The sequence below is a fragment of the Carnobacterium inhibens subsp. inhibens DSM 13024 genome (genome assembly GCF_000746825.1).
GTDB lineage: Bacteria > Bacillota > Bacilli > Lactobacillales > Carnobacteriaceae > Carnobacterium_B > Carnobacterium_B inhibens.
The window spans coordinates 82,925-99,677 of sequence record NZ_JQIV01000006.1; the positions used below are offsets into that span (position 1 = coordinate 82,925).

Genomic DNA, 16,753 nt, shown 5'->3' on the forward strand with positions numbered 1-16,753 from the left:
GATCCTCCATTTTCACGGATAGTACTAGTGTGAAAAAGGGAGGATCTCTTTATGACTATAAAAACTATGAATTTAATCAATGAAGTTCCTATTCAGTCGAGGCCTAGAGAACGATTAGAACATTATGGAGAAAAGGCGCTATCCAATCATGAATTACTGGCTATTTTACTGAGAACAGGAACGAAAGGAACGAATGTGCTCTCTTTAGCTTTGTCGATGCTCAATCATTTTGGAAATCTTTATCATTTGAAAACTGCTTCCTGCCAAGAATTAATGGCAGTTTCTGGGATTGGAAGGATAAAAGCTATTGAATTAAAAGCCGCTATTGAATTGGGCATGCGTATTTCTCAGGCTTCCCAAATAAAGATAGGCCAGATTACTTCTAGTACCAAAGCAGGCGAGATGCTATTAGTAGAGATGAAAGGTCTGCAACAAGAACATGTGGTTGTTTTATTTTTAAATACAAAAAATGAAATTATAAAAAAAGAAACGATCTTTATTGGAGGGCTTAATTCTAGCGTTGCCCATCCTCGAGAAATTTTTAGAGGAGCTGTGAGGTATTCAGCAGCGAGAATTATTGTTGGTCACAATCATCCATCAGGCAATCCTGATCCATCTGAAGCAGATATTCAATTTACAAGAAGAATGTCTGAATGCGGAGAATTGATGGGGATTGAATTGTTAGATCATATTATCGTTGGAGAAAGTGAATTTGTAAGTTTAAAAGAAATAGGTATTTGTTAAAAGTTCTGTACATAAAGGTTGCTTAATAAAAATACCCATGCTATACTTATCTTGAGTTTTTGTTAGGTAGAACAAAGAAATGTTTCAGAACATTCCGATTCGCACCGTAAGCAAGAATATCACTATATGTGCTATAAGGCACGAGGAGGAATTTCATTATGGAACAAGGTACAGTAAAATGGTTTAACGCAGAAAAAGGTTTTGGATTTATCGAACGTGAAGGAGCAGACGATGTATTCGTACATTTCTCAGCTATCCAATCTGAAGGATTCAAGTCTTTAGAAGAAGGACAAGCAGTAACTTTCGACGTTGAAGAAGGAAACCGTGGACCTCAAGCAGCAAACGTAAACAAAGCTTAATTAAAAATTAAAATTGTTTAAGGAGTCGACTTAGGTTGACTCCTTTTTTGTGTAGTTCGATAACTATTCGTAGGAATAGACTAGGTTAAATAAATATAACTGATTTTCCTATAAGAAAGTTCATTTGAAATAATTTGATTTTTGCCATCTAACTTTATTATCAGATTAATAAGATCATACAGATGATACCGAATAAAAAATGTTTTGAAGATAAGGTTGCTTAATAAAAATACCCATGCTATACTTACGTTGAGTTTTTGTTAGGTAGAAAATAGAATTGTTTCAAAACATTCCGATTCGCACCGCAAGCAAGAATATCACTATATGTGCTATAAGGCACGAGGAGGAATTTCATTATGGAACAAGGTACAGTAAAATGGTTTAACGCAGAAAAAGGTTTTGGATTTATCGAACGTGAAGGAGCAGACGATGTATTCGTACATTTCTCAGCTATCCAATCTGAAGGATTCAAATCTTTAGAAGAAGGACAAGCAGTAACTTTCGACGTTGAAGAAGGAAACCGTGGACCTCAAGCAGCAAACGTAAACAAAGCTTAATTAAAATTAAAATTGTTTAAGGAGTCAGCCTTAGGTTGGCTCCTTTTTTGTATTGTATTTGATTAGAAGATTAATTAATTATGTAATGAAAAAAATAGTTTTAGAGATAAGGTTGCTTAATAAAAATACCCATGCTATACTTACATTGAGTTTTTGTTAGGTAGAACAAAGAAATGTTTCAGAACATTCCAATTCGCACCGTAAGCAAGAATATCACTATATGTGCTATAAGGCACGAGGAGGAATTTCATTATGGAACAAGGTACAGTAAAATGGTTTAACGCAGAAAAAGGTTTTGGATTTATCGAACGTGAAGGAGCAGACGATGTATTCGTACATTTCTCAGCTATCCAAACTGAAGGATTCAAATCTTTAGATGAAGGACAAGCAGTAACTTTCGACGTTGAAGAAGGAAACCGTGGACCTCAAGCAGCAAACGTAAACAAAGCTTAATTAAAAATTAAAATTGTTTAAGGAGTCAACTTAGGTTGATTCCTTTTTTTTGTATAAAATAATATGCGTTTCTCTTGAAATATTAATAAATGGATGCTACAATTACTATAATGTTTTTGTTAAGGATCACGTAGAATTGTTTTACAACAGTCTGATTCGTACCGTTAGCAAGAATATCATTATATGTGCTATAAGGCACGAGGAGGAATTTCATTATGGAACAAGGTACAGTAAAATGGTTTAACGCAGAAAAAGGTTTTGGATTCATCGAACGTGAAGGAGCAGACGATGTATTCGTACATTTCTCAGCTATCCAAGGTGAAGGATTCAAATCTTTAGAAGAAGGACAAACAGTAACTTTCGACGTTGAAGAAGGAAACCGTGGACCTCAAGCAGCAAACGTAAACAAAGCGTAAGCTAATGTTTAAAAGCCTAGTGATTTTTCACTAGGCTTTTTTTGTGCACTAAAATATACTATTAAATTGGCTAAAGTGTATAAAGAAAAGTGCTGAATCATTTAGGGTCTATTTCATTTTCTTTACTTATATATGGAATTACTTAAATTTGTGTTAAAATATAAAAAATAAAGATGTCATAACTTAAAAAATACAGTATGATGGTTTCGGTTAGAGCATTCTATTCTGTTTTTTGCTATACTGTTTAAGTGTCTACCTTTCAGTGTTAGATGTTAAAGATACAATTACTGTGAATCTGAGAAATAGAACGATAAATATAAAGTTTAGGTAGATTTGAGAGGATGAAATCATTTGTTTAGATTTGGAAATAAAGATATAGGAATTGATTTAGGTACTGCAAATACGAATGTGTATGTTGCAGGAAAAGGAATCGTTTTAAAAGAGCCTTCAGTAGTCGCAAAAGATACTGTAACGGGAGAAATCGTCGCAGTTGGTGAAGATGCAAGAAACATGATCGGGAGAACACCTGGTTCCATTATTGCTATTCGTCCTATGAAAAATGGCGTTATTGCGGATTATGATACAACAGCAGCTATGATGAAATATTACATCGAAAAAGCAATAGGAAAATCAACCTCTAAACCGTTTGTCATGATTTGTGTACCAAGTGGTGTAACGGAAGTAGAAAAAAGAGCCGTTATTGATGCTACAAGAATGGCAGGAGCAAAAGATGCTTTTATTATTGAAGAACCCTTTGCTGCGGCAATTGGAGCAGGTTTACCAGTAATGGATCCTACAGGAAGTATGGTCGTTGATATTGGTGGTGGAACAACAGATGTAGCTACAATAGCATTAGGCGGAATTGTAAGCAGCCGCTCGATTCGTTTAGCTGGAGACCGTATGGATGACGTGATTATTCACTATGTCCGTAAAAAATATAATCTTCTTATAGGAGAACGCACTGCTGAACAAATTAAGATCCAAATCGGTTGTGCTTCTGTTGAAAAAGCAACAGAATACGGTGTTATGGATATTCGTGGTCGTGATTTATTGACAGGACTGCCGCAAACGATTGAAATTTCTGCTGTTGATATTGCTGAAGCGATTCAAGAAGTTGTTGAAGGAATCATTGTTGCAGTTAGAGAAACACTTGAAGAAACATCTCCCGAAATTTCAGCAGATGTTATAGATCATGGGATTGTTTTAACAGGTGGCGGAGCTTTATTGAAAAATATGGGAGACGTTATTGCTGAAGAAACGGATGTTCCAGTTTTCATCGCTAATGAACCATTAGACTGTGTCGCACTAGGGACAGGCGAGTCATTAAAACACATTGATATTTATAAAAAAAGAGCAAATAGATAAGCTAGCCTAAATAAGGTTACAAGAAGGTGCGGGAAGTTTATTTTCTTCCCGCATATTTTCATGTGAAAAAGAATGAAGTTAGACAAGTTATTTGGGTTGACTTATGTTAAAATAAAGAAAGCCTGTAAAATTAATGAGGTGATATTTTGAATCAGTTTTTTTCAAATAAAAAACTAATCATTTTATTAGTAAGTATGATTGTTTCTTTAGGTCTGATAGCCTTTTCAATCACTGGGAGTGGGAACATTCCAATTTTCCAACAGCTTACTAATGATATTACAGCAGTTGTATCTCGGGTAGTAGCAAAACCGATGAATGCAGTTGTTGATTTTTTGGAATCAGTAGATGGTCTAAAAAATACGTATGAAGAAAATCAATTGTTAAAATCAAAAATTGATAAATTGTATGAAACAGAAGTCGAAATTGCAGACTTAAAACAAAATAATGAAAAATTAAAAGAACAATTAGCCTTAACAGATACATTATCTGATTATGAATCCATTAACGGTGCGGTACTTAGCCGTAATCCTGACAGTTGGGTTGATCAAATAGTTGTAGATAAAGGAAGCCAAAGTGGTATTGAACTGAACATGTCAGTAATGTCAGGTAATGGATTAATAGGTCGAGTTGTTGAAGTAAGTCCTACTAGTTCTAAGGTTCAATTAGTCACTACTTTAGATCAAAATAACAATCGAGTTGCAGCTTCTGTTCAAACGGATGATGGAGTTGTACATGGTATTATCAATGGATATGATGCTGAAAAAAAACGATTAGTAATGAAACAAATTACAACAGATGCTGAATTAAAAGAAGGCGATCAAGTCATGACATCCGGCTTAGGAGGAGTATCTCCTAGTGCGCTATTGATTGGAACGATAGAGGAAGTTAAATTAGATTCTTTTGGTTTATCACAGGAAGCTTATATTGTACCTGCAGCAGATACGAATGATATTCGTTATGTGACATTTATTAAACGATCCGCTGAAAGTGGTGAGTAAATGAGAGAGAATTGGAAAACCGCTACTTTAATTCCATTATTGCTTGCTTTTTTCTTTTTATTAGATGGTGTATTGACTGTAGTCTTTTCAGAGTACTTTCTTGAAGGAACAAAAGTTATGACTCCTAGATTGATCATATTAGTGCTTATTTTGATGTCCTTTTATATACCAAGAAGTAAAATGCTTGTGTACAGTCTTCTATTTGGCTTAATTTATGATAGCTACTATGTTGGGATTTTAGGAGTATATGTTCTTTTATTTCCTTTAATTATTTACTTAACGGAAAAACTGAAAAAGGTTCTCAATCCTAATCCTATTGTAATTGGTATGATGGTGATCATAAATTTAAGTTTGATTGAAACTTACTTATACCTGTTTTATCAAGTATTAGGGTATACCAAAATTAATTGGACGACATTTTTGGCAGATCGTTTAGGGCCAACTTTACTCTTGAATTTAGTGTTATTTATTATTGTATTTTATCCTTTGAAAAAAATAATTGAACATATTCAGGGAGAGTAAACAACATCAATGGTGAAATCTCGGTTGAGGGAGTTGTTAAAGTGAAACAAAGTGTGACATTAAAAGGAACTAAGGGTAGCTTTGTATTGAGCTTAGATGAATCAGCTTCTTTTGTATCCGTAATGAAAGAACTAGATGAATTATTAGAACATTTGAATGGAGAACAAAAAAGATCTAAAGAAATACAAAAAGAGATCTATTTAGAGATAAAAACTGGTAATCGATTATTGTCTCAAGAACAACAATCGATATTGACTGAAGAAATAGAATCAAAAAGTACTTTCTTAATCAAAAAAATCACTTCTGATGTTGTCTCAGTTGATAAAGCTATTGAGTGGCAACAAGCAGTTAGTTTACAAATGGAAGTTCAAACGATTAGAAGCGGACAAGTTTTAGCAGCACCAGGTAATCTTCTATTTGTAGGAAAGGTTCATCCTGGCGGGATGCTTCGAGCTAATGGAAGTATCTTTATTATTGGAGAGTTGATGGGAATCGCACATGCTGGATTCGAAGGAGACACGAATGCAGTTATTGTTGCAGATTTTCATACAGAGGCTCAAATTAGAATTGCAGACAATGTACAAATCATTGAAAAAAAGAATAACCAAGATAACATTAGGAAAAACGAGTTTGCTTATATAAATGATTTACATATTTTAGATTTTAATTCATTAGAGCAATTACGAAAAGCACGTCCAAATTTGGGCAAAGTGATAGGGGGATTAAACGAATGGGTATAGCAATCGTTATTACATCTGGTAAAGGTGGTGTAGGGAAAACAACTTCTACTGCAAATCTAGGTACAGCTCTTGCTCTTCAAGGGAAAAGAGTCTGTCTTATAGATATGGATATTGGATTGAGAAATTTAGATGTTATTCTTGGTCTAGAAAATCGAATCATTTATGATATTATCGATGTAGTGGAAGGTCGTACAAAACTGCATCAAGCTATCATAAAAGATAAACGATTTAATGATAATTTGTACTTGCTTCCTGCAGCACAAAATGCAGATAAAAATGATGTGAATGGTGAACAAATGATTGAAATCGTTTCTGAATTGAAAAAAGAATACGACTATATCTTAATCGATTGCCCTGCCGGTATTGAACAAGGTTTCCAAAATTCGATTGCAGCAGCAGACCAAGCAATTCTGGTAACCACTCCTGAAATATCGGCTATACGCGATGCAGATCGTATTATTGGTCTTTTAGAGCAAACGGAACTTGAACCTCCGCGTTTAATCATCAATCGTATTCGTAAACGTATGATGCAAGATGGAGAAGTAATGGATATCGATGAGATCACTAGACATTTGTCGATTGATCTATTAGGAATTGTTTTTGATGATGATGATGTCGTTCGTTCTTCTAATAAAGGAGATCCGATTGTTTTAAATCCAAAGAATCCTGCTTCTCAAGGGTACCGTAATATTGCTCGTCGTATTTTAGGTGAAACAGTTCCCTTAATGACGCTAACCAAAGAAAAACCAAATTTTTGGCAGAAAATATTTGGCAAACGAAAATAACTGTGCTATAGTATTAAAAAATGATTAAAAGCTTTGAAGAGAAAAAGTAAGTTTAGAAACTTTTAAGAGAGATTGCGGTGCTGAAAGCAATCAAGGGTCTATTCCGAACACACATCTCTGAGCTGACAGTTGAATGCTTATAAGTAAACTGATCCGGGAGTACCCGTTATAGTACTAGCGTTTAGTAGTTTTGAACGTGATGAGGTAGTTTTCTGCGAAGAAGCTACGAATAAAGGTGGAACCACGATATTGATATCAATCGTCCTTTGATTTTCTTACTAATAGAAAATCAAAGGACTTTTTTTGTTTTTAAGGACTGCAGCCTGAAGGCAAAATAAAATACAATAAAATTAAAAGGGGCGTTAAAAATGAAAAATACAATGATAAAATTAATTTTAGGATTAGGATTCACAGCACTTTTAGCAGGTTGCAGCACGAATAAAGCCAATGTAGACTCATATGAACAAATTAAAGATGAAGGAAAATTAGTAGTGGGTTTAGACGATACATTTGCTCCTATGGGTTTTCGTGATAGTAATGGAGACATTGTAGGATTTGATGTGGATTTAGCAAATGAAGTAGGTAAAAAATTAGACATAGATGTTGAGTTTCAAGCTATCGATTGGGCGCTAAAAGAAACCGAATTAAAGAGTGGGAATATTGATGTGATTTGGAATGGTTATACCATTACTGATGAAAGAAAAAAACAAGTTGACTTTAGTTCGTCTTATTTAGAAAATAGTCAAATTATTATTGTATTAGAAGACAGTAAAATCCAAACAAAAGAAGATTTAAATGGAAAAGTAGTGGCAGCTCAACAATCCTCAAGTGCGGTAGATGCTATTAATGCTGATGAATCGAATATAGTAGATTCCTTTGCAAATCAAGAAGTGGTTCTGTATCCTTCAAATAATGATGTGTTCAATGACTTAGCATCAGGTAGAAGTGAAGCTATTGTAGTTGATGAAACATTAGGACGTTATTACATGAAACAAAATGCAGATGTTAGCTATCGTGTACTAGAAGATAACTTTGGAGAAGAAGAATATGCGGTAGGCATGCGTAAAGAAGATGATCAATTAGCTGAAGCTATTGATAAAGCGTTAGAAGAATTAAAATCAGATGGTACTTTTGATAAAATTTATGAAAAATGGTTTGCTGAATAAAACGAGAAAATCAAATAACTAAAAAAAGAAAGTTTATAGAGTTTTAGGAGGAGTAAAACCATGAAAAAAATAATGATTAGTTTACTAGCTGTTTCATTCTTTATGATGGCTTGTGGCAACTCTAAAAAAAATGCAGCTGAAGAGATATTTTTAGGAGAACCTGGGGATACTTTTGTAGTGGGACTAGATGACACATTTGTACCAATGGGTTTTCGAGATAATGCAGGAAACTTAGTAGGATTAGATATTGATCTAGCCACAGAAGTTGCTAAAAGATTAGAATTGAAAATTGAATTCCAGCCGATTGATTGGGCGATGAAAGAAACCGAATTAAATTCAGGAAATATTGATGCTATTTGGAATGGGTATTCTATAACGGAAGAACGCAAAGAAAAAGTTGCTTTTAGTACACCTTATACAAGTGGAGGACAAATATTTGTTGTTTTAGAAGATAGCCCTATAAAAACTTGGGAGGATCTAAAAGGAAAAGTAGTAGCAGGTCAACAAGCTTCTAGTACTGTTAGTTTATTGGAAACTCATGAAAGTGGCATTATGAAAACTTTTGCTAATGGGGAAATTATTCAGTATCCATCTTATAATGATGTATTTAATGACCTTGATAGTAAAAGAAGCGATGCAATTGCAGTCAGTGAATTGTATGCCCGTTATACGATGAAACAAAAAGGGGCAGAAAAGTATCGCATTTTGGATGAACGTTTCGCATATGAGGATACTGCTGTGGGTGTAAGAAAAACAGATACTCAATTTTCAGAAAAGTTAAATACTACGTTAGCTGAAATGGAAAAAGACGGAACATTAGATGAAATCAAAGATAAATGGATCACAGAATAAACTAATAGTAGGAAAAGGATGAGTATAAAATGGATTTGATTGCTGAAATAACGCCTAGTTTATTAGATGGGTTAAAAACAACATTGTTATTATTTTTAATCATAGTTATTGTAACTATCCCATTGGGGTTTTTAGTCGCTTGTGTACGAGTGTATGCTCCTAAATGGATATCTTGGATCATACAAGTTTATGTTTACATCATGAGAGGTACCCCATTGTTGCTGCAATTAATGGTCGTATTTTTCGGCTTACCACTTGTTGGAATAACTTTTGATCGCTTTTCAGCTGCCGTTTTCACATTCATCATAAATTATACAGCTTATTATGCAGAAATTTTCCGCGGTGGTATTTTGTCTATTCCAAAAGGACAGTTTGAAGCAATTAAAGTGTTGGGTATCGGGAAAATAAATGGGTTTAGAAAAATTATTATCCCACAAGTTATACGTGTTGTGCTGCCTTCTGTAGGGAATGAAGTGATTGCGTTAGTAAAAGATACCTCTCTTATCTATATCTTAGGGTTAGGAGAGTTATTGCGCGCTGGTCAAATTGCAGCTAACACATATGCATCTTTGATTCCATATGCAGCAGTTGGAGTAATTTATTTACTGGTGACAGGTATAGTGACTTTAGCATTGAATGCTATTGAGAAGAAGTCTAATTATTAAAGGAGAAGGTTAAAATGGGATTGAAAGCAACGAACCTAACGAAAAAATTTAATGGAATAGACGTGATCAGAAATTTTGACTTCACTATTGAAGCTGGAGAAATTGTGACACTTGTTGGTGAATCAGGCACTGGAAAGACTACGTTAATGAGATTGTTGAACCAACTTGAACAAGCAGACAATGGAACAATCACCGTTGATGATCACTATTTATGTCGTGAAACTCCAGGAGGCAAAATAGAGTATGCCTCAAAAAAAGAACGCGTATCTTATAGCAATCAAATAGGTATGGTATTTCAAGATTATCAATTATTTCCTAATTTAACGGTTATGAAGAACTGTATCGAAGCACCATTAGATCAAAAATTGATGACAAAGGAACAAGCCATTAAAAAAGCAGAATTACTACTTAAACAAATGAACATTTTAGATAAAAAAGATGTTTACCCAAGTACATTATCTGGAGGACAGCAACAGCGTGCAGCGATTGCCAGATCGATGATGCTCAATCCTAAAATTATCTGTTTTGATGAACCAACCTCAGCATTGGATCGTGATTCAGCAAACGAAGTAGGTAAAATGATTCAATCGATTGCTTCATCTGGTACAGGTATTTTGATTGTCACTCACGACATAGAATTTGCTGAAAAATTTGGAACAAGGGTAGTATCGTCAGATACATTTTTGTAATAGGTAAAATTAAAAGACAATTGTTTTAGTAATGTGATGTTTAGCTAAAGTATTTATTGACGCAGGCAATACAATTTGGTATGATGTTAATGTTGTAAATGTGTAGCACCACAACTACAACCGCACTGGAATGAGTTTAAGTCCATAACGGCACTCATGATGGCGAGTCTAAGTCTAATAAGGAGGTGCGAAAGAATGTACGCAATTATCAAAACAGGTGGGAAACAAATTAAAGTTGAGGTTGGCCAAGAAATCTACATTGAAAAATTGAATGTTGAAGCTGGTGAAACTGTAGTCTTTGAAGAAGTTGTCTTAATTGGTGGAGAAGAAACAAAAGTTGGAGCTCCAACTATTGTGGGAGCTACTGTTGAAGGTACTGTTGAAAAACATGGTCTTCAAAAGAAAGTTACGACTTTTATCTACAAACCTAAAAAACATAGTCACCGTAAACAAGGTCACCGTCAACCATATACAAAAGTTATTATCAACGCAATCAACGCATAAGAAAGTGGTGTTCCAATATGATTCAAGCATTCTTTAAACGTAATAACAAAGAAGACATCGTTTCCTTTGAAGTTACAGGACATGCAGAGTCTGGACCCTACGGCAGCGATATCGTATGTGCAGCTGTTTCAGCATTAGTGATAGGAACAACAAATAGCATTTCTGCTTTATCAGGCGTTTCTCCATTAGTAGAAACAAATGAAGAGGTAGAAGGCGGCTATTTATATGTTGAGCTTTTAAGCGAATTAACTGAAGAACAGTCGAAAATTTCACAAATTCTTCTCGAGAGTCTACTTCTTTCCTTAACGGGAATTGTTGAAGAGTATCCAGAATATGTCAAACTTGCACAGTAAAAAAATTATAATAGGAGGTGCAACTCATATGTTAAAAATGAATTTACAATTCTTCGCCCATAAAAAAGGTGGCGGTTCTACAACTAACGGACGTGACTCAAACTCTAAACGTTTAGGCGCTAAACGTGCAGATGGACAAACTGTTTCAGGTGGTTCAATTTTATTCCGTCAACGCGGAACTAAAATTTATCCAGGTGTTAACGTTGGAATCGGTGGAGACGATACTTTGTTTGCTAAATGTGACGGAGTTGTTCGTTTCGAACGCAAAGGCCGCGACAAAAAACAAGTTTCAGTTTATCCAGCAGCTCAATAATTTAAAATGAAAAGCTCTTCTACTATTAGAAGAGCTTTTTTGACTGTTATGGTTTCACTTATCTTTAAGAAACGGAATCAAAACCATTTTAATTCACACAACACGATAAAATTGTCAAAAAATAGGTGCGAAGTTCTTGAAATTAAAGTGAGCTCTTGCTTGAAACCTGGCCGTTTATTCGTTAGAATGAAAGAGTAGTGTTTTTAACTTATGACTCATTTCAATTCTTATAAACACCATCACTCAAGGGTGTAAGTAAAAAAGAAAGAGGTTGAAATTATTGTCTCAAAAAGAAATTGAACAGCTATTTAATCAATTGGATACTTCAGTCCAACTCTTGCAAAAAGAATTAGACGTTTCTTATTTAGAGGCTCTTTCGGAAACAGGAGAAAATATTCTGGCCAATAAACAACCTCATCAAATAGATGGTTTGCCTTCAGATGAAACTGTTGGAAAGTTAACTCAACTCTATCAAGATATTAAACTAGATAGTATGGAACCAGAAGAAATTCGAAAGGCTATACAGTTAGCTCTTTTGAAAGGTTCGAAAATGGATGTATTGCAACCAAACCACCAAATGACACCAGATGCTATTGGTTTCATTTTCAACTATTTGATTGAGAAATTGATCAGTGAAAAAGATAAAACGATTCGCTTACTGGATCCCGCTGTGGGGATGGGTAATCTTTTATCAACTGTTTATAATGGGTTATTATCAAAAAGTATCTCGGTAGAGGCTGAAGGAATCGATAATGATGATTTATTGATAACGCTAGCTTCTGTTAATACAGTAATGCAAAGACAAAGCGTAACATTGACCCATCAAGATTCAATACAAGATTTGCTTATAGATCCAGTTGATGTTATTGTGAGTGACTTGCCTGTCGGATATTATCCACTGGATGAAAAAGCTAGTAAATTTAAAACGGCAGCAAAAAATGGTCATTCTTATGCTCATCATCTATTCATTGAACAAAGTTTATATTACTTAAAAAATGGTGGATTTGGTATCTTTTTAGTTCCAGCTCAGTTATTTGAAACGGATGAAACACCAGCATTATTGAAAATGATTCAAGAAGAGGCTTTCTTACAAGGAATGTTAAATCTGCCAAACGAATTATTTAAGACCAAGAATTCACGTAAATCAATTCTCTTGATTCAAAAAAAAGGGGATAATGCCAAACAAGCTAAACAAGTCTTGTTAGCGCAAATTCCAGACTTTAAAAATCAAAAAGCTATGCTTCAATTTATGAAAGAAGTAGATAGCTGGAAAAAAGAGAACATTTAAAAACTTAAATTAGGAGATGGAAAATATGTCAAAAACAATTGCAATTAACGCAGGTAGTTCAAGTTTAAAATTTACATTGTATGAAATGCCAGCTGAAGAAGAAATCGCTTCAGGGATTATCGAAAGAATCGGTTTAAACAATTCAATCTTCACTACAAAATATGCAGGTGAAAAATATAAAGTTGTCGAAGATATTGAAAACCACGAAATTGCTATTCAAATGGTATTAGATAAATTAATTGAACTAAAAGTTATTGCAAACTACGAAGAAATTACTGGTGTAGGACACCGTGTAGTAGCTGGTGGAGAATTATTTAAAGATTCAGCATTAATTACGGATGAAGTATTAGCACAAATCGAAAGTTTAGCTGAATTTGCTCCACTACACAATCCAGCTAATGCTACAGGAATTAAAGCTTTCAAAAAATTATTGCCAAATATTACAAGTGTAGCTGTTTTTGACACATCATTCCATACAACAATGCCTAAAGAAAACTACTTGTACAGTCTTCCAATGGAATACTACACTGACTTTGCAGCACGTAAATACGGAGCTCATGGTACTTCACATAGATATGTTTCTGAGCGTGCAGCTGAGATGTTAGGAAAACCACTTGAAGAAACAAAAATTATTACTTGTCATTTAGGTAACGGTGGATCTATTACAGCTGTAAAAGGTGGAAAATCACTTGATACATCTATGGGATTCACTCCTTTAGCAGGTATCACAATGGGAACTCGTACTGGAGACATTGACGCATCATTGTTGCCTTTCTTAATGGATAAATTAAACATTACTGATATCAATGACATGATCTATATTTTAAATAATAAATCTGGCTTACTTGGTCTTTCTCATGTTTCAAGCGATATGCGTGATGTCGAAGAAGAAGCAGAAAAAGGAAACGAAGATGCACAAACAGCATTAGATATTTTTTACAATCGTGTTCAAAAATATATTGGACAATACTTTGCTATCTTAAATGGTGCAGATGCAATTGTCTTTACTGCAGGAATTGGAGAAAATTCTCCAGAAACCCGCCAAATTATTATTGATGGCATGAACTGGTTTGGTGCTGAAATCGATGCAGAAGCTAACAATGTACGTGGAAAAGAACGCATTATTTCTACTCCAGAATCAAAAGTTAAAGTACTATTGATTCCTACAGATGAAGAAATTATGATTGCTCGCGATGTTGAAAGATTACGTGCATAATAATAACTAAAGTAAATAAAAAAACAACCAATTGATTTGGTTGTTTTTTTATTTTGCTTTTTACTTGTTAATCTCTTTTATTTTCTAAATCAGTACGGACAATTAATACATCACAATTGGCATGTCGTATAACATATTCTGAAACGGAGCCTATAAAAATACGTTCTACAGCATTTAAACCGGTCGCGCCCAACATGATCAAGTCGATATTTTGGTCTTCTGGTATCTGTTTTGCAATCAATACTTTTGGAGAACCGTATTCGATAGAGTAAGTAATATCTTGAACACGATGATTTTTTGCATAACGTACATACTCTTCTAATGTGTTTTTAGCTTGTTCGCTTGCTTTATCAGCCATAGCTCCATCAAAAGTAGAGATGCTTTGAAATGCGCGAGTGTCAATAACATGAGCAAGAACTAACGTTGCAGAGTTTCTTACAGCAACTTGTACAGCTTTCTTAAAAGCTAACTCAGCTTCTGTTGAACCATCTACAGCTACTAAGATACGATTGTATTGTTGTAACATATGTGATCACTCCATTCCTTATAATAAAATAAATGAATACTTCTTTCTAAGCTCATTGTACTCCAAATATATCCATTTTCATAGAAATATGAAAGAGAGTTAGTGGTTTGCCTTTATAACAGAATAATAAAAATTACATTCGCTTGTTTAATCCAATGATAAACAAAAGCATTGTAAACACTACAAAAACTAAAACAGTGAAAGCCAACCAATTTGGATGAAAAAAAATAAGTACAAGTGAGGCAAGACCTCCAATGAAAAAGAGTACTCCATATACTTTGAAAAATGTTGCAGCTTCCATAGGAAGTTTTTTATCAGTAGTGGTTAATAATACGGCAGCTTTTCCTGTATAAAAAAAATAACCTGCATACATCAAGAGTAGGGCAAAAATAAAGAATAGTACAGATAATAGCATGACACACATCCTTCTTTCAATTATAGTATAGATTAAGAATACCATATATTTTAATTAAATTAAGTGTAAATGCGTATATGGAAAAGAAAAAAGCCATTCAATTAAGAATGACTTTAAAAGTTTTAAACTTTAAATGAGAAATCCGATGATGCCGTTATTATGCTCAGTTAGTATTGAACCCGCAGTTAGCAGGTGGGCTCCGCTGTCAAGCTTCTAACTACCAAGTGAAAAGGCATGTTATCCGTTTGAATCAGGTTGGATCCCAAGGTAATATTAATTGTTCGGTCAACACATGTTGAGCAAGACGAACATCTCAGAAATCTTATCCTTATATTAGCATAGGGAAGTATTATTGTCAATAAATAGGCTGCTCGTTTACTGATGAAAGCTAGTCAACAACGCAAAGAAAGCGGTTAATGCTTATTGATGTGTTTCTTTTTTGAATTGATTGAGTCGTATTGTTTTGCTAGCGTATCTTCATATTTCCCAGTATGGTTTGGTGTATAATAAGAAGCATTTTTTATTTTTGCTGGTAAATATTGTTGATCTACCCAAGCACCTGGATAACTATGCGGATAAAGGTAATCTACGCCGCGACCTAATTTTTTAGCTCCACTATAATGAGAATCCCTTAAGTGATCTGGTACATCTCCACTTTTTCCAGCTCGTACATCTTGTAAAGCTGCATCAATCGCTACGTAAGACGAATTTGATTTTGGAGAAAGGCAGAGATCTACAACTACATTTGCTAAAGGGATCCTGGCTTCCGGAAAGCCTAATTTTTCAGCAGCCTGAACAGCGGTAACCGTTCTAGAAGCTGCTGAAGGATTTGCTAATCCAATATCTTCATAAGCAATAACCATTAGGCGTCTTGAAATAATAGGAAGATCACCTGCTTCAACCAATCGAGCAAGATAATGAAGTGCTGCATTTACATCACTTCCACGAATGGATTTTTGCAGCGCTGAGATGACATCGTAGTGAGCATCGCCATCTTTATCATGAGTTAAAGCTTTTCTTTGAACACATTCTTCAGCAATTTCTAAAGTAATCGTAATGATACCTTGTTGGTCAGGAGAAGTAGACTTGATAGCGAGTTCTAAACCATTCAAAGAACTTCTTAGATCTCCATTTGTTGCTCGTGAAAAATGCAATAAGGCTTCGTCTGTAATTGTAACTTTGTCATTGCCAAATCCTCTCTCAGCGTCATGAACTGCGTTCCATAATGCTTGTTGAATCTCTTCATTAGAAAGAGGTTTTAGTTCGAAAATTTGTGTTCTGCTCCGAATGGCTGGATTGATAGTAATATAAGGATTTTCAGTTGTAGCTCCAATCATAATGATTCGGCCGTTTTCCAAATGAGGCAATAGAAAATCTTGTTTAGGTTTATCTAGACGATGGACTTCATCTAAAAGCAAGATGACCGTTCCGCTCATTTTTGCTTCTTCCACAACAATTTGTAAATCTTTTTTTGTATCACTAGCAGCATTTAAAATTCTAAAAGCATATTTGGTAGTGCCCGCAATGGCGCTCGCAATACTTGTTTTACCAATTCCTGTAGGGCCGTATAAAATCATGGAAGAGAGCATTTTAGCTTCTACCATTCGTCGGATGATTCGGCCTTTCCCGACTAAATGTTGTTGTCCAACGATATTATCGATATGAGTGGGTCTCATTCGATAAGCTAAAGGTTGATTCATAAAGAGTATCCTCCCATCTTGATCTTACCGATAGTATACCATTGTCATTGAATGGATTCTACAAAAAGGAACGTTTGTTTGATGGTTCTGACTTACAATTGCAAAGTAATGTTATCTTTGGATTGGC

The 16,753-nt window shown here is 34.6% G+C and carries 22 protein-coding genes, 1 other RNA gene and 2 other annotated features; of the genes, 19 read left to right on the top strand and 4 right to left on the bottom strand.

Annotated elements, in window-relative coordinates:
• Positions 1–51: 51 nt before the first annotated feature.
• The 19 genes from radC to BR65_RS01685 all read left to right on the top strand — a co-directional run bounded on the left by radC (position 52) and on the right by BR65_RS01685 (position 13,985).
• Entirely contained in the window at positions 52–744 is a 693-nt protein-coding gene (gene radC / locus BR65_RS01595) for a RadC family protein (RefSeq protein ID WP_023177454.1), read from the top strand.
• A 158-nt stretch (positions 745–902) separates the two neighbouring features.
• Positions 903–1,103 (top strand): cold-shock protein, encoded by a 201-nt coding sequence (locus tag BR65_RS01600; RefSeq protein WP_013710476.1) that lies wholly within the window; start codon positions 903–905, stop codon positions 1,101–1,103.
• A gap of 356 nt (positions 1,104–1,459) precedes the next feature.
• Positions 1,460–1,660: a cold-shock protein gene (locus BR65_RS01605; RefSeq protein WP_013710476.1), complete on the top strand. Its 201-nt coding sequence runs from the start codon at positions 1,460–1,462 to the stop codon at positions 1,658–1,660.
• Between the two features lie 252 nt (positions 1,661–1,912).
• Complete coding sequence (locus BR65_RS01610) at positions 1,913–2,113, top strand: cold-shock protein (protein ID WP_023177455.1); 201 nt, start codon at positions 1,913–1,915, stop codon at positions 2,111–2,113.
• 215 nt (positions 2,114–2,328) lie between these two features.
• A complete protein-coding gene (locus BR65_RS01615; RefSeq protein ID WP_023177456.1) occupies positions 2,329–2,529 on the top strand; it encodes a cold-shock protein in 201 nt (66 codons plus the stop codon).
• A 351-nt stretch (positions 2,530–2,880) separates the two neighbouring features.
• Positions 2,881–3,894: a rod shape-determining protein gene (locus BR65_RS01620; protein WP_034536430.1), complete on the top strand. Its 1,014-nt coding sequence runs from the start codon at positions 2,881–2,883 to the stop codon at positions 3,892–3,894.
• A gap of 146 nt (positions 3,895–4,040) precedes the next feature.
• On the top strand, positions 4,041–4,892 hold the full coding sequence (gene mreC, locus BR65_RS01625; protein ID WP_034536431.1) for a rod shape-determining protein MreC: 852 nt from the start codon (positions 4,041–4,043) through the stop codon (positions 4,890–4,892).
• The gene (gene mreD, locus BR65_RS01630) at positions 4,893–5,414 is read left to right on the top strand and encodes a rod shape-determining protein MreD (RefSeq protein WP_034536432.1); all 522 of its coding nucleotides are present in this window, start codon (positions 4,893–4,895) and stop codon (positions 5,412–5,414) included. It abuts the gene before it with no gap.
• Positions 5,415–5,455: 41 nt separating this feature from the next.
• The gene (locus BR65_RS01635; RefSeq protein WP_023177460.1) at positions 5,456–6,154 is read left to right on the top strand and encodes a septum site-determining protein MinC; all 699 of its coding nucleotides are present in this window, start codon (positions 5,456–5,458) and stop codon (positions 6,152–6,154) included.
• Positions 6,145–6,939, top strand: coding sequence for a septum site-determining protein MinD (gene minD / locus BR65_RS01640; RefSeq protein ID WP_023177461.1), 795 nt, complete (start codon positions 6,145–6,147; stop codon positions 6,937–6,939). The genes BR65_RS01635 and minD overlap by 10 nt, the downstream gene beginning before the upstream one ends.
• A 24-nt stretch (positions 6,940–6,963) precedes the next feature.
• Positions 6,964–7,209 (top strand) — a binding site (T-box leader).
• A gap of 98 nt (positions 7,210–7,307) precedes the next feature.
• Positions 7,308–8,105, top strand: a complete 798-nt coding sequence (locus BR65_RS01645) for an amino acid ABC transporter substrate-binding protein (protein WP_034536433.1) — start codon at positions 7,308–7,310, stop codon at positions 8,103–8,105.
• A gap of 60 nt (positions 8,106–8,165) precedes the next feature.
• The gene (locus BR65_RS01650; protein WP_034536435.1) at positions 8,166–8,957 is read left to right on the top strand and encodes an amino acid ABC transporter substrate-binding protein; all 792 of its coding nucleotides are present in this window, start codon (positions 8,166–8,168) and stop codon (positions 8,955–8,957) included.
• A 29-nt stretch (positions 8,958–8,986) separates the two neighbouring features.
• Positions 8,987–9,622 carry an amino acid ABC transporter permease gene (locus BR65_RS01655; protein ID WP_211251475.1) on the top strand — a complete coding sequence of 212 codons (636 nt, stop codon included), beginning with the start codon at positions 8,987–8,989 and terminating at the stop codon, positions 9,620–9,622.
• A 14-nt stretch (positions 9,623–9,636) separates the two neighbouring features.
• Positions 9,637–10,311, top strand: a complete 675-nt coding sequence (locus BR65_RS01660; RefSeq protein ID WP_034536436.1) for an amino acid ABC transporter ATP-binding protein — start codon at positions 9,637–9,639, stop codon at positions 10,309–10,311.
• A gap of 108 nt (positions 10,312–10,419) precedes the next feature.
• Positions 10,420–10,491: a sequence feature (ribosomal protein L21 leader region), on the top strand.
• 15 nt (positions 10,492–10,506) lie between these two features.
• A complete protein-coding gene (gene rplU, locus BR65_RS01665) occupies positions 10,507–10,815 on the top strand; it encodes a 50S ribosomal protein L21 (RefSeq protein ID WP_013710487.1) in 309 nt (102 codons plus the stop codon).
• Between the two features lie 17 nt (positions 10,816–10,832).
• Positions 10,833–11,168, top strand: coding sequence for a ribosomal-processing cysteine protease Prp (locus BR65_RS01670; protein WP_013710488.1), 336 nt, complete (start codon positions 10,833–10,835; stop codon positions 11,166–11,168).
• A 28-nt stretch (positions 11,169–11,196) separates the two neighbouring features.
• The gene (gene rpmA, locus BR65_RS01675) at positions 11,197–11,481 is read left to right on the top strand and encodes a 50S ribosomal protein L27 (RefSeq protein ID WP_023177465.1); all 285 of its coding nucleotides are present in this window, start codon (positions 11,197–11,199) and stop codon (positions 11,479–11,481) included.
• 280 nt (positions 11,482–11,761) lie between these two features.
• Positions 11,762–12,769: a class I SAM-dependent methyltransferase gene (locus BR65_RS01680; protein WP_034536438.1), complete on the top strand. Its 1,008-nt coding sequence runs from the start codon at positions 11,762–11,764 to the stop codon at positions 12,767–12,769.
• 25 nt (positions 12,770–12,794) lie between these two features.
• On the top strand, positions 12,795–13,985 hold the full coding sequence (locus tag BR65_RS01685) for an acetate kinase (protein ID WP_023177468.1): 1,191 nt from the start codon (positions 12,795–12,797) through the stop codon (positions 13,983–13,985).
• 67 nt (positions 13,986–14,052) lie between these two features.
• Here BR65_RS01685 and BR65_RS01690 read toward each other — a convergent pair whose 3' ends face one another.
• The 4 genes from BR65_RS01690 to BR65_RS01700 form a co-directional block, all read right to left on the bottom strand.
• Entirely contained in the window at positions 14,053–14,511 is a 459-nt protein-coding gene (locus BR65_RS01690) for a universal stress protein (protein ID WP_023177470.1), read from the bottom strand.
• 133 nt (positions 14,512–14,644) lie between these two features.
• The gene (locus BR65_RS01695; RefSeq protein WP_023177471.1) at positions 14,645–14,926 is read right to left on the bottom strand and encodes a hypothetical protein; all 282 of its coding nucleotides are present in this window, start codon (positions 14,924–14,926) and stop codon (positions 14,645–14,647) included.
• Between the two features lie 135 nt (positions 14,927–15,061).
• Positions 15,062–15,249, bottom strand: a non-coding RNA gene (gene ssrS / locus BR65_RS13580) — 6S RNA.
• Between the two features lie 90 nt (positions 15,250–15,339).
• Entirely contained in the window at positions 15,340–16,626 is a 1,287-nt protein-coding gene (locus tag BR65_RS01700) for a replication-associated recombination protein A (RefSeq protein WP_034536440.1), read from the bottom strand.
• Positions 16,627–16,753 lie beyond the last annotated feature (127 nt).

What these genes read in the sequence shown, in the direction of transcription:
- BR65_RS01695 (WP_023177471.1), bottom strand. Translation starts at nt 14,926, where the DNA reads ATGCTATTATCTGTACTATTCTTTATTTTTGCCCTACTCTTGATGTAT.
- BR65_RS01685 (WP_023177468.1), top strand. Translation starts at nt 12,795, where the DNA reads ATGTCAAAAACAATTGCAATTAACGCAGGTAGTTCAAGTTTAAAATTT.
- BR65_RS01610 (WP_023177455.1), top strand. Translation starts at nt 1,913, where the DNA reads ATGGAACAAGGTACAGTAAAATGGTTTAACGCAGAAAAAGGTTTTGGA.
- mreD (WP_034536432.1), top strand. Translation starts at nt 4,893, where the DNA reads ATGAGAGAGAATTGGAAAACCGCTACTTTAATTCCATTATTGCTTGCT.
- BR65_RS01615 (WP_023177456.1), top strand. Translation starts at nt 2,329, where the DNA reads ATGGAACAAGGTACAGTAAAATGGTTTAACGCAGAAAAAGGTTTTGGA.
- BR65_RS01655 (WP_211251475.1), top strand. Translation starts at nt 8,987, where the DNA reads ATGGATTTGATTGCTGAAATAACGCCTAGTTTATTAGATGGGTTAAAA.
- minD (WP_023177461.1), top strand. Translation starts at nt 6,145, where the DNA reads ATGGGTATAGCAATCGTTATTACATCTGGTAAAGGTGGTGTAGGGAAA.
- BR65_RS01650 (WP_034536435.1), top strand. Translation starts at nt 8,166, where the DNA reads ATGAAAAAAATAATGATTAGTTTACTAGCTGTTTCATTCTTTATGATG.
- BR65_RS01690 (WP_023177470.1), bottom strand. Translation starts at nt 14,511, where the DNA reads ATGTTACAACAATACAATCGTATCTTAGTAGCTGTAGATGGTTCAACA.
- rpmA (WP_023177465.1), top strand. Translation starts at nt 11,197, where the DNA reads ATGTTAAAAATGAATTTACAATTCTTCGCCCATAAAAAAGGTGGCGGT.
- BR65_RS01605 (WP_013710476.1), top strand. Translation starts at nt 1,460, where the DNA reads ATGGAACAAGGTACAGTAAAATGGTTTAACGCAGAAAAAGGTTTTGGA.
- BR65_RS01645 (WP_034536433.1), top strand. Translation starts at nt 7,308, where the DNA reads ATGAAAAATACAATGATAAAATTAATTTTAGGATTAGGATTCACAGCA.
- BR65_RS01600 (WP_013710476.1), top strand. Translation starts at nt 903, where the DNA reads ATGGAACAAGGTACAGTAAAATGGTTTAACGCAGAAAAAGGTTTTGGA.
- BR65_RS01700 (WP_034536440.1), bottom strand. Translation starts at nt 16,626, where the DNA reads ATGAATCAACCTTTAGCTTATCGAATGAGACCCACTCATATCGATAAT.
- rplU (WP_013710487.1), top strand. Translation starts at nt 10,507, where the DNA reads ATGTACGCAATTATCAAAACAGGTGGGAAACAAATTAAAGTTGAGGTT.
- radC (WP_023177454.1), top strand. Translation starts at nt 52, where the DNA reads ATGACTATAAAAACTATGAATTTAATCAATGAAGTTCCTATTCAGTCG.
- BR65_RS01660 (WP_034536436.1), top strand. Translation starts at nt 9,637, where the DNA reads ATGGGATTGAAAGCAACGAACCTAACGAAAAAATTTAATGGAATAGAC.
- BR65_RS01670 (WP_013710488.1), top strand. Translation starts at nt 10,833, where the DNA reads ATGATTCAAGCATTCTTTAAACGTAATAACAAAGAAGACATCGTTTCC.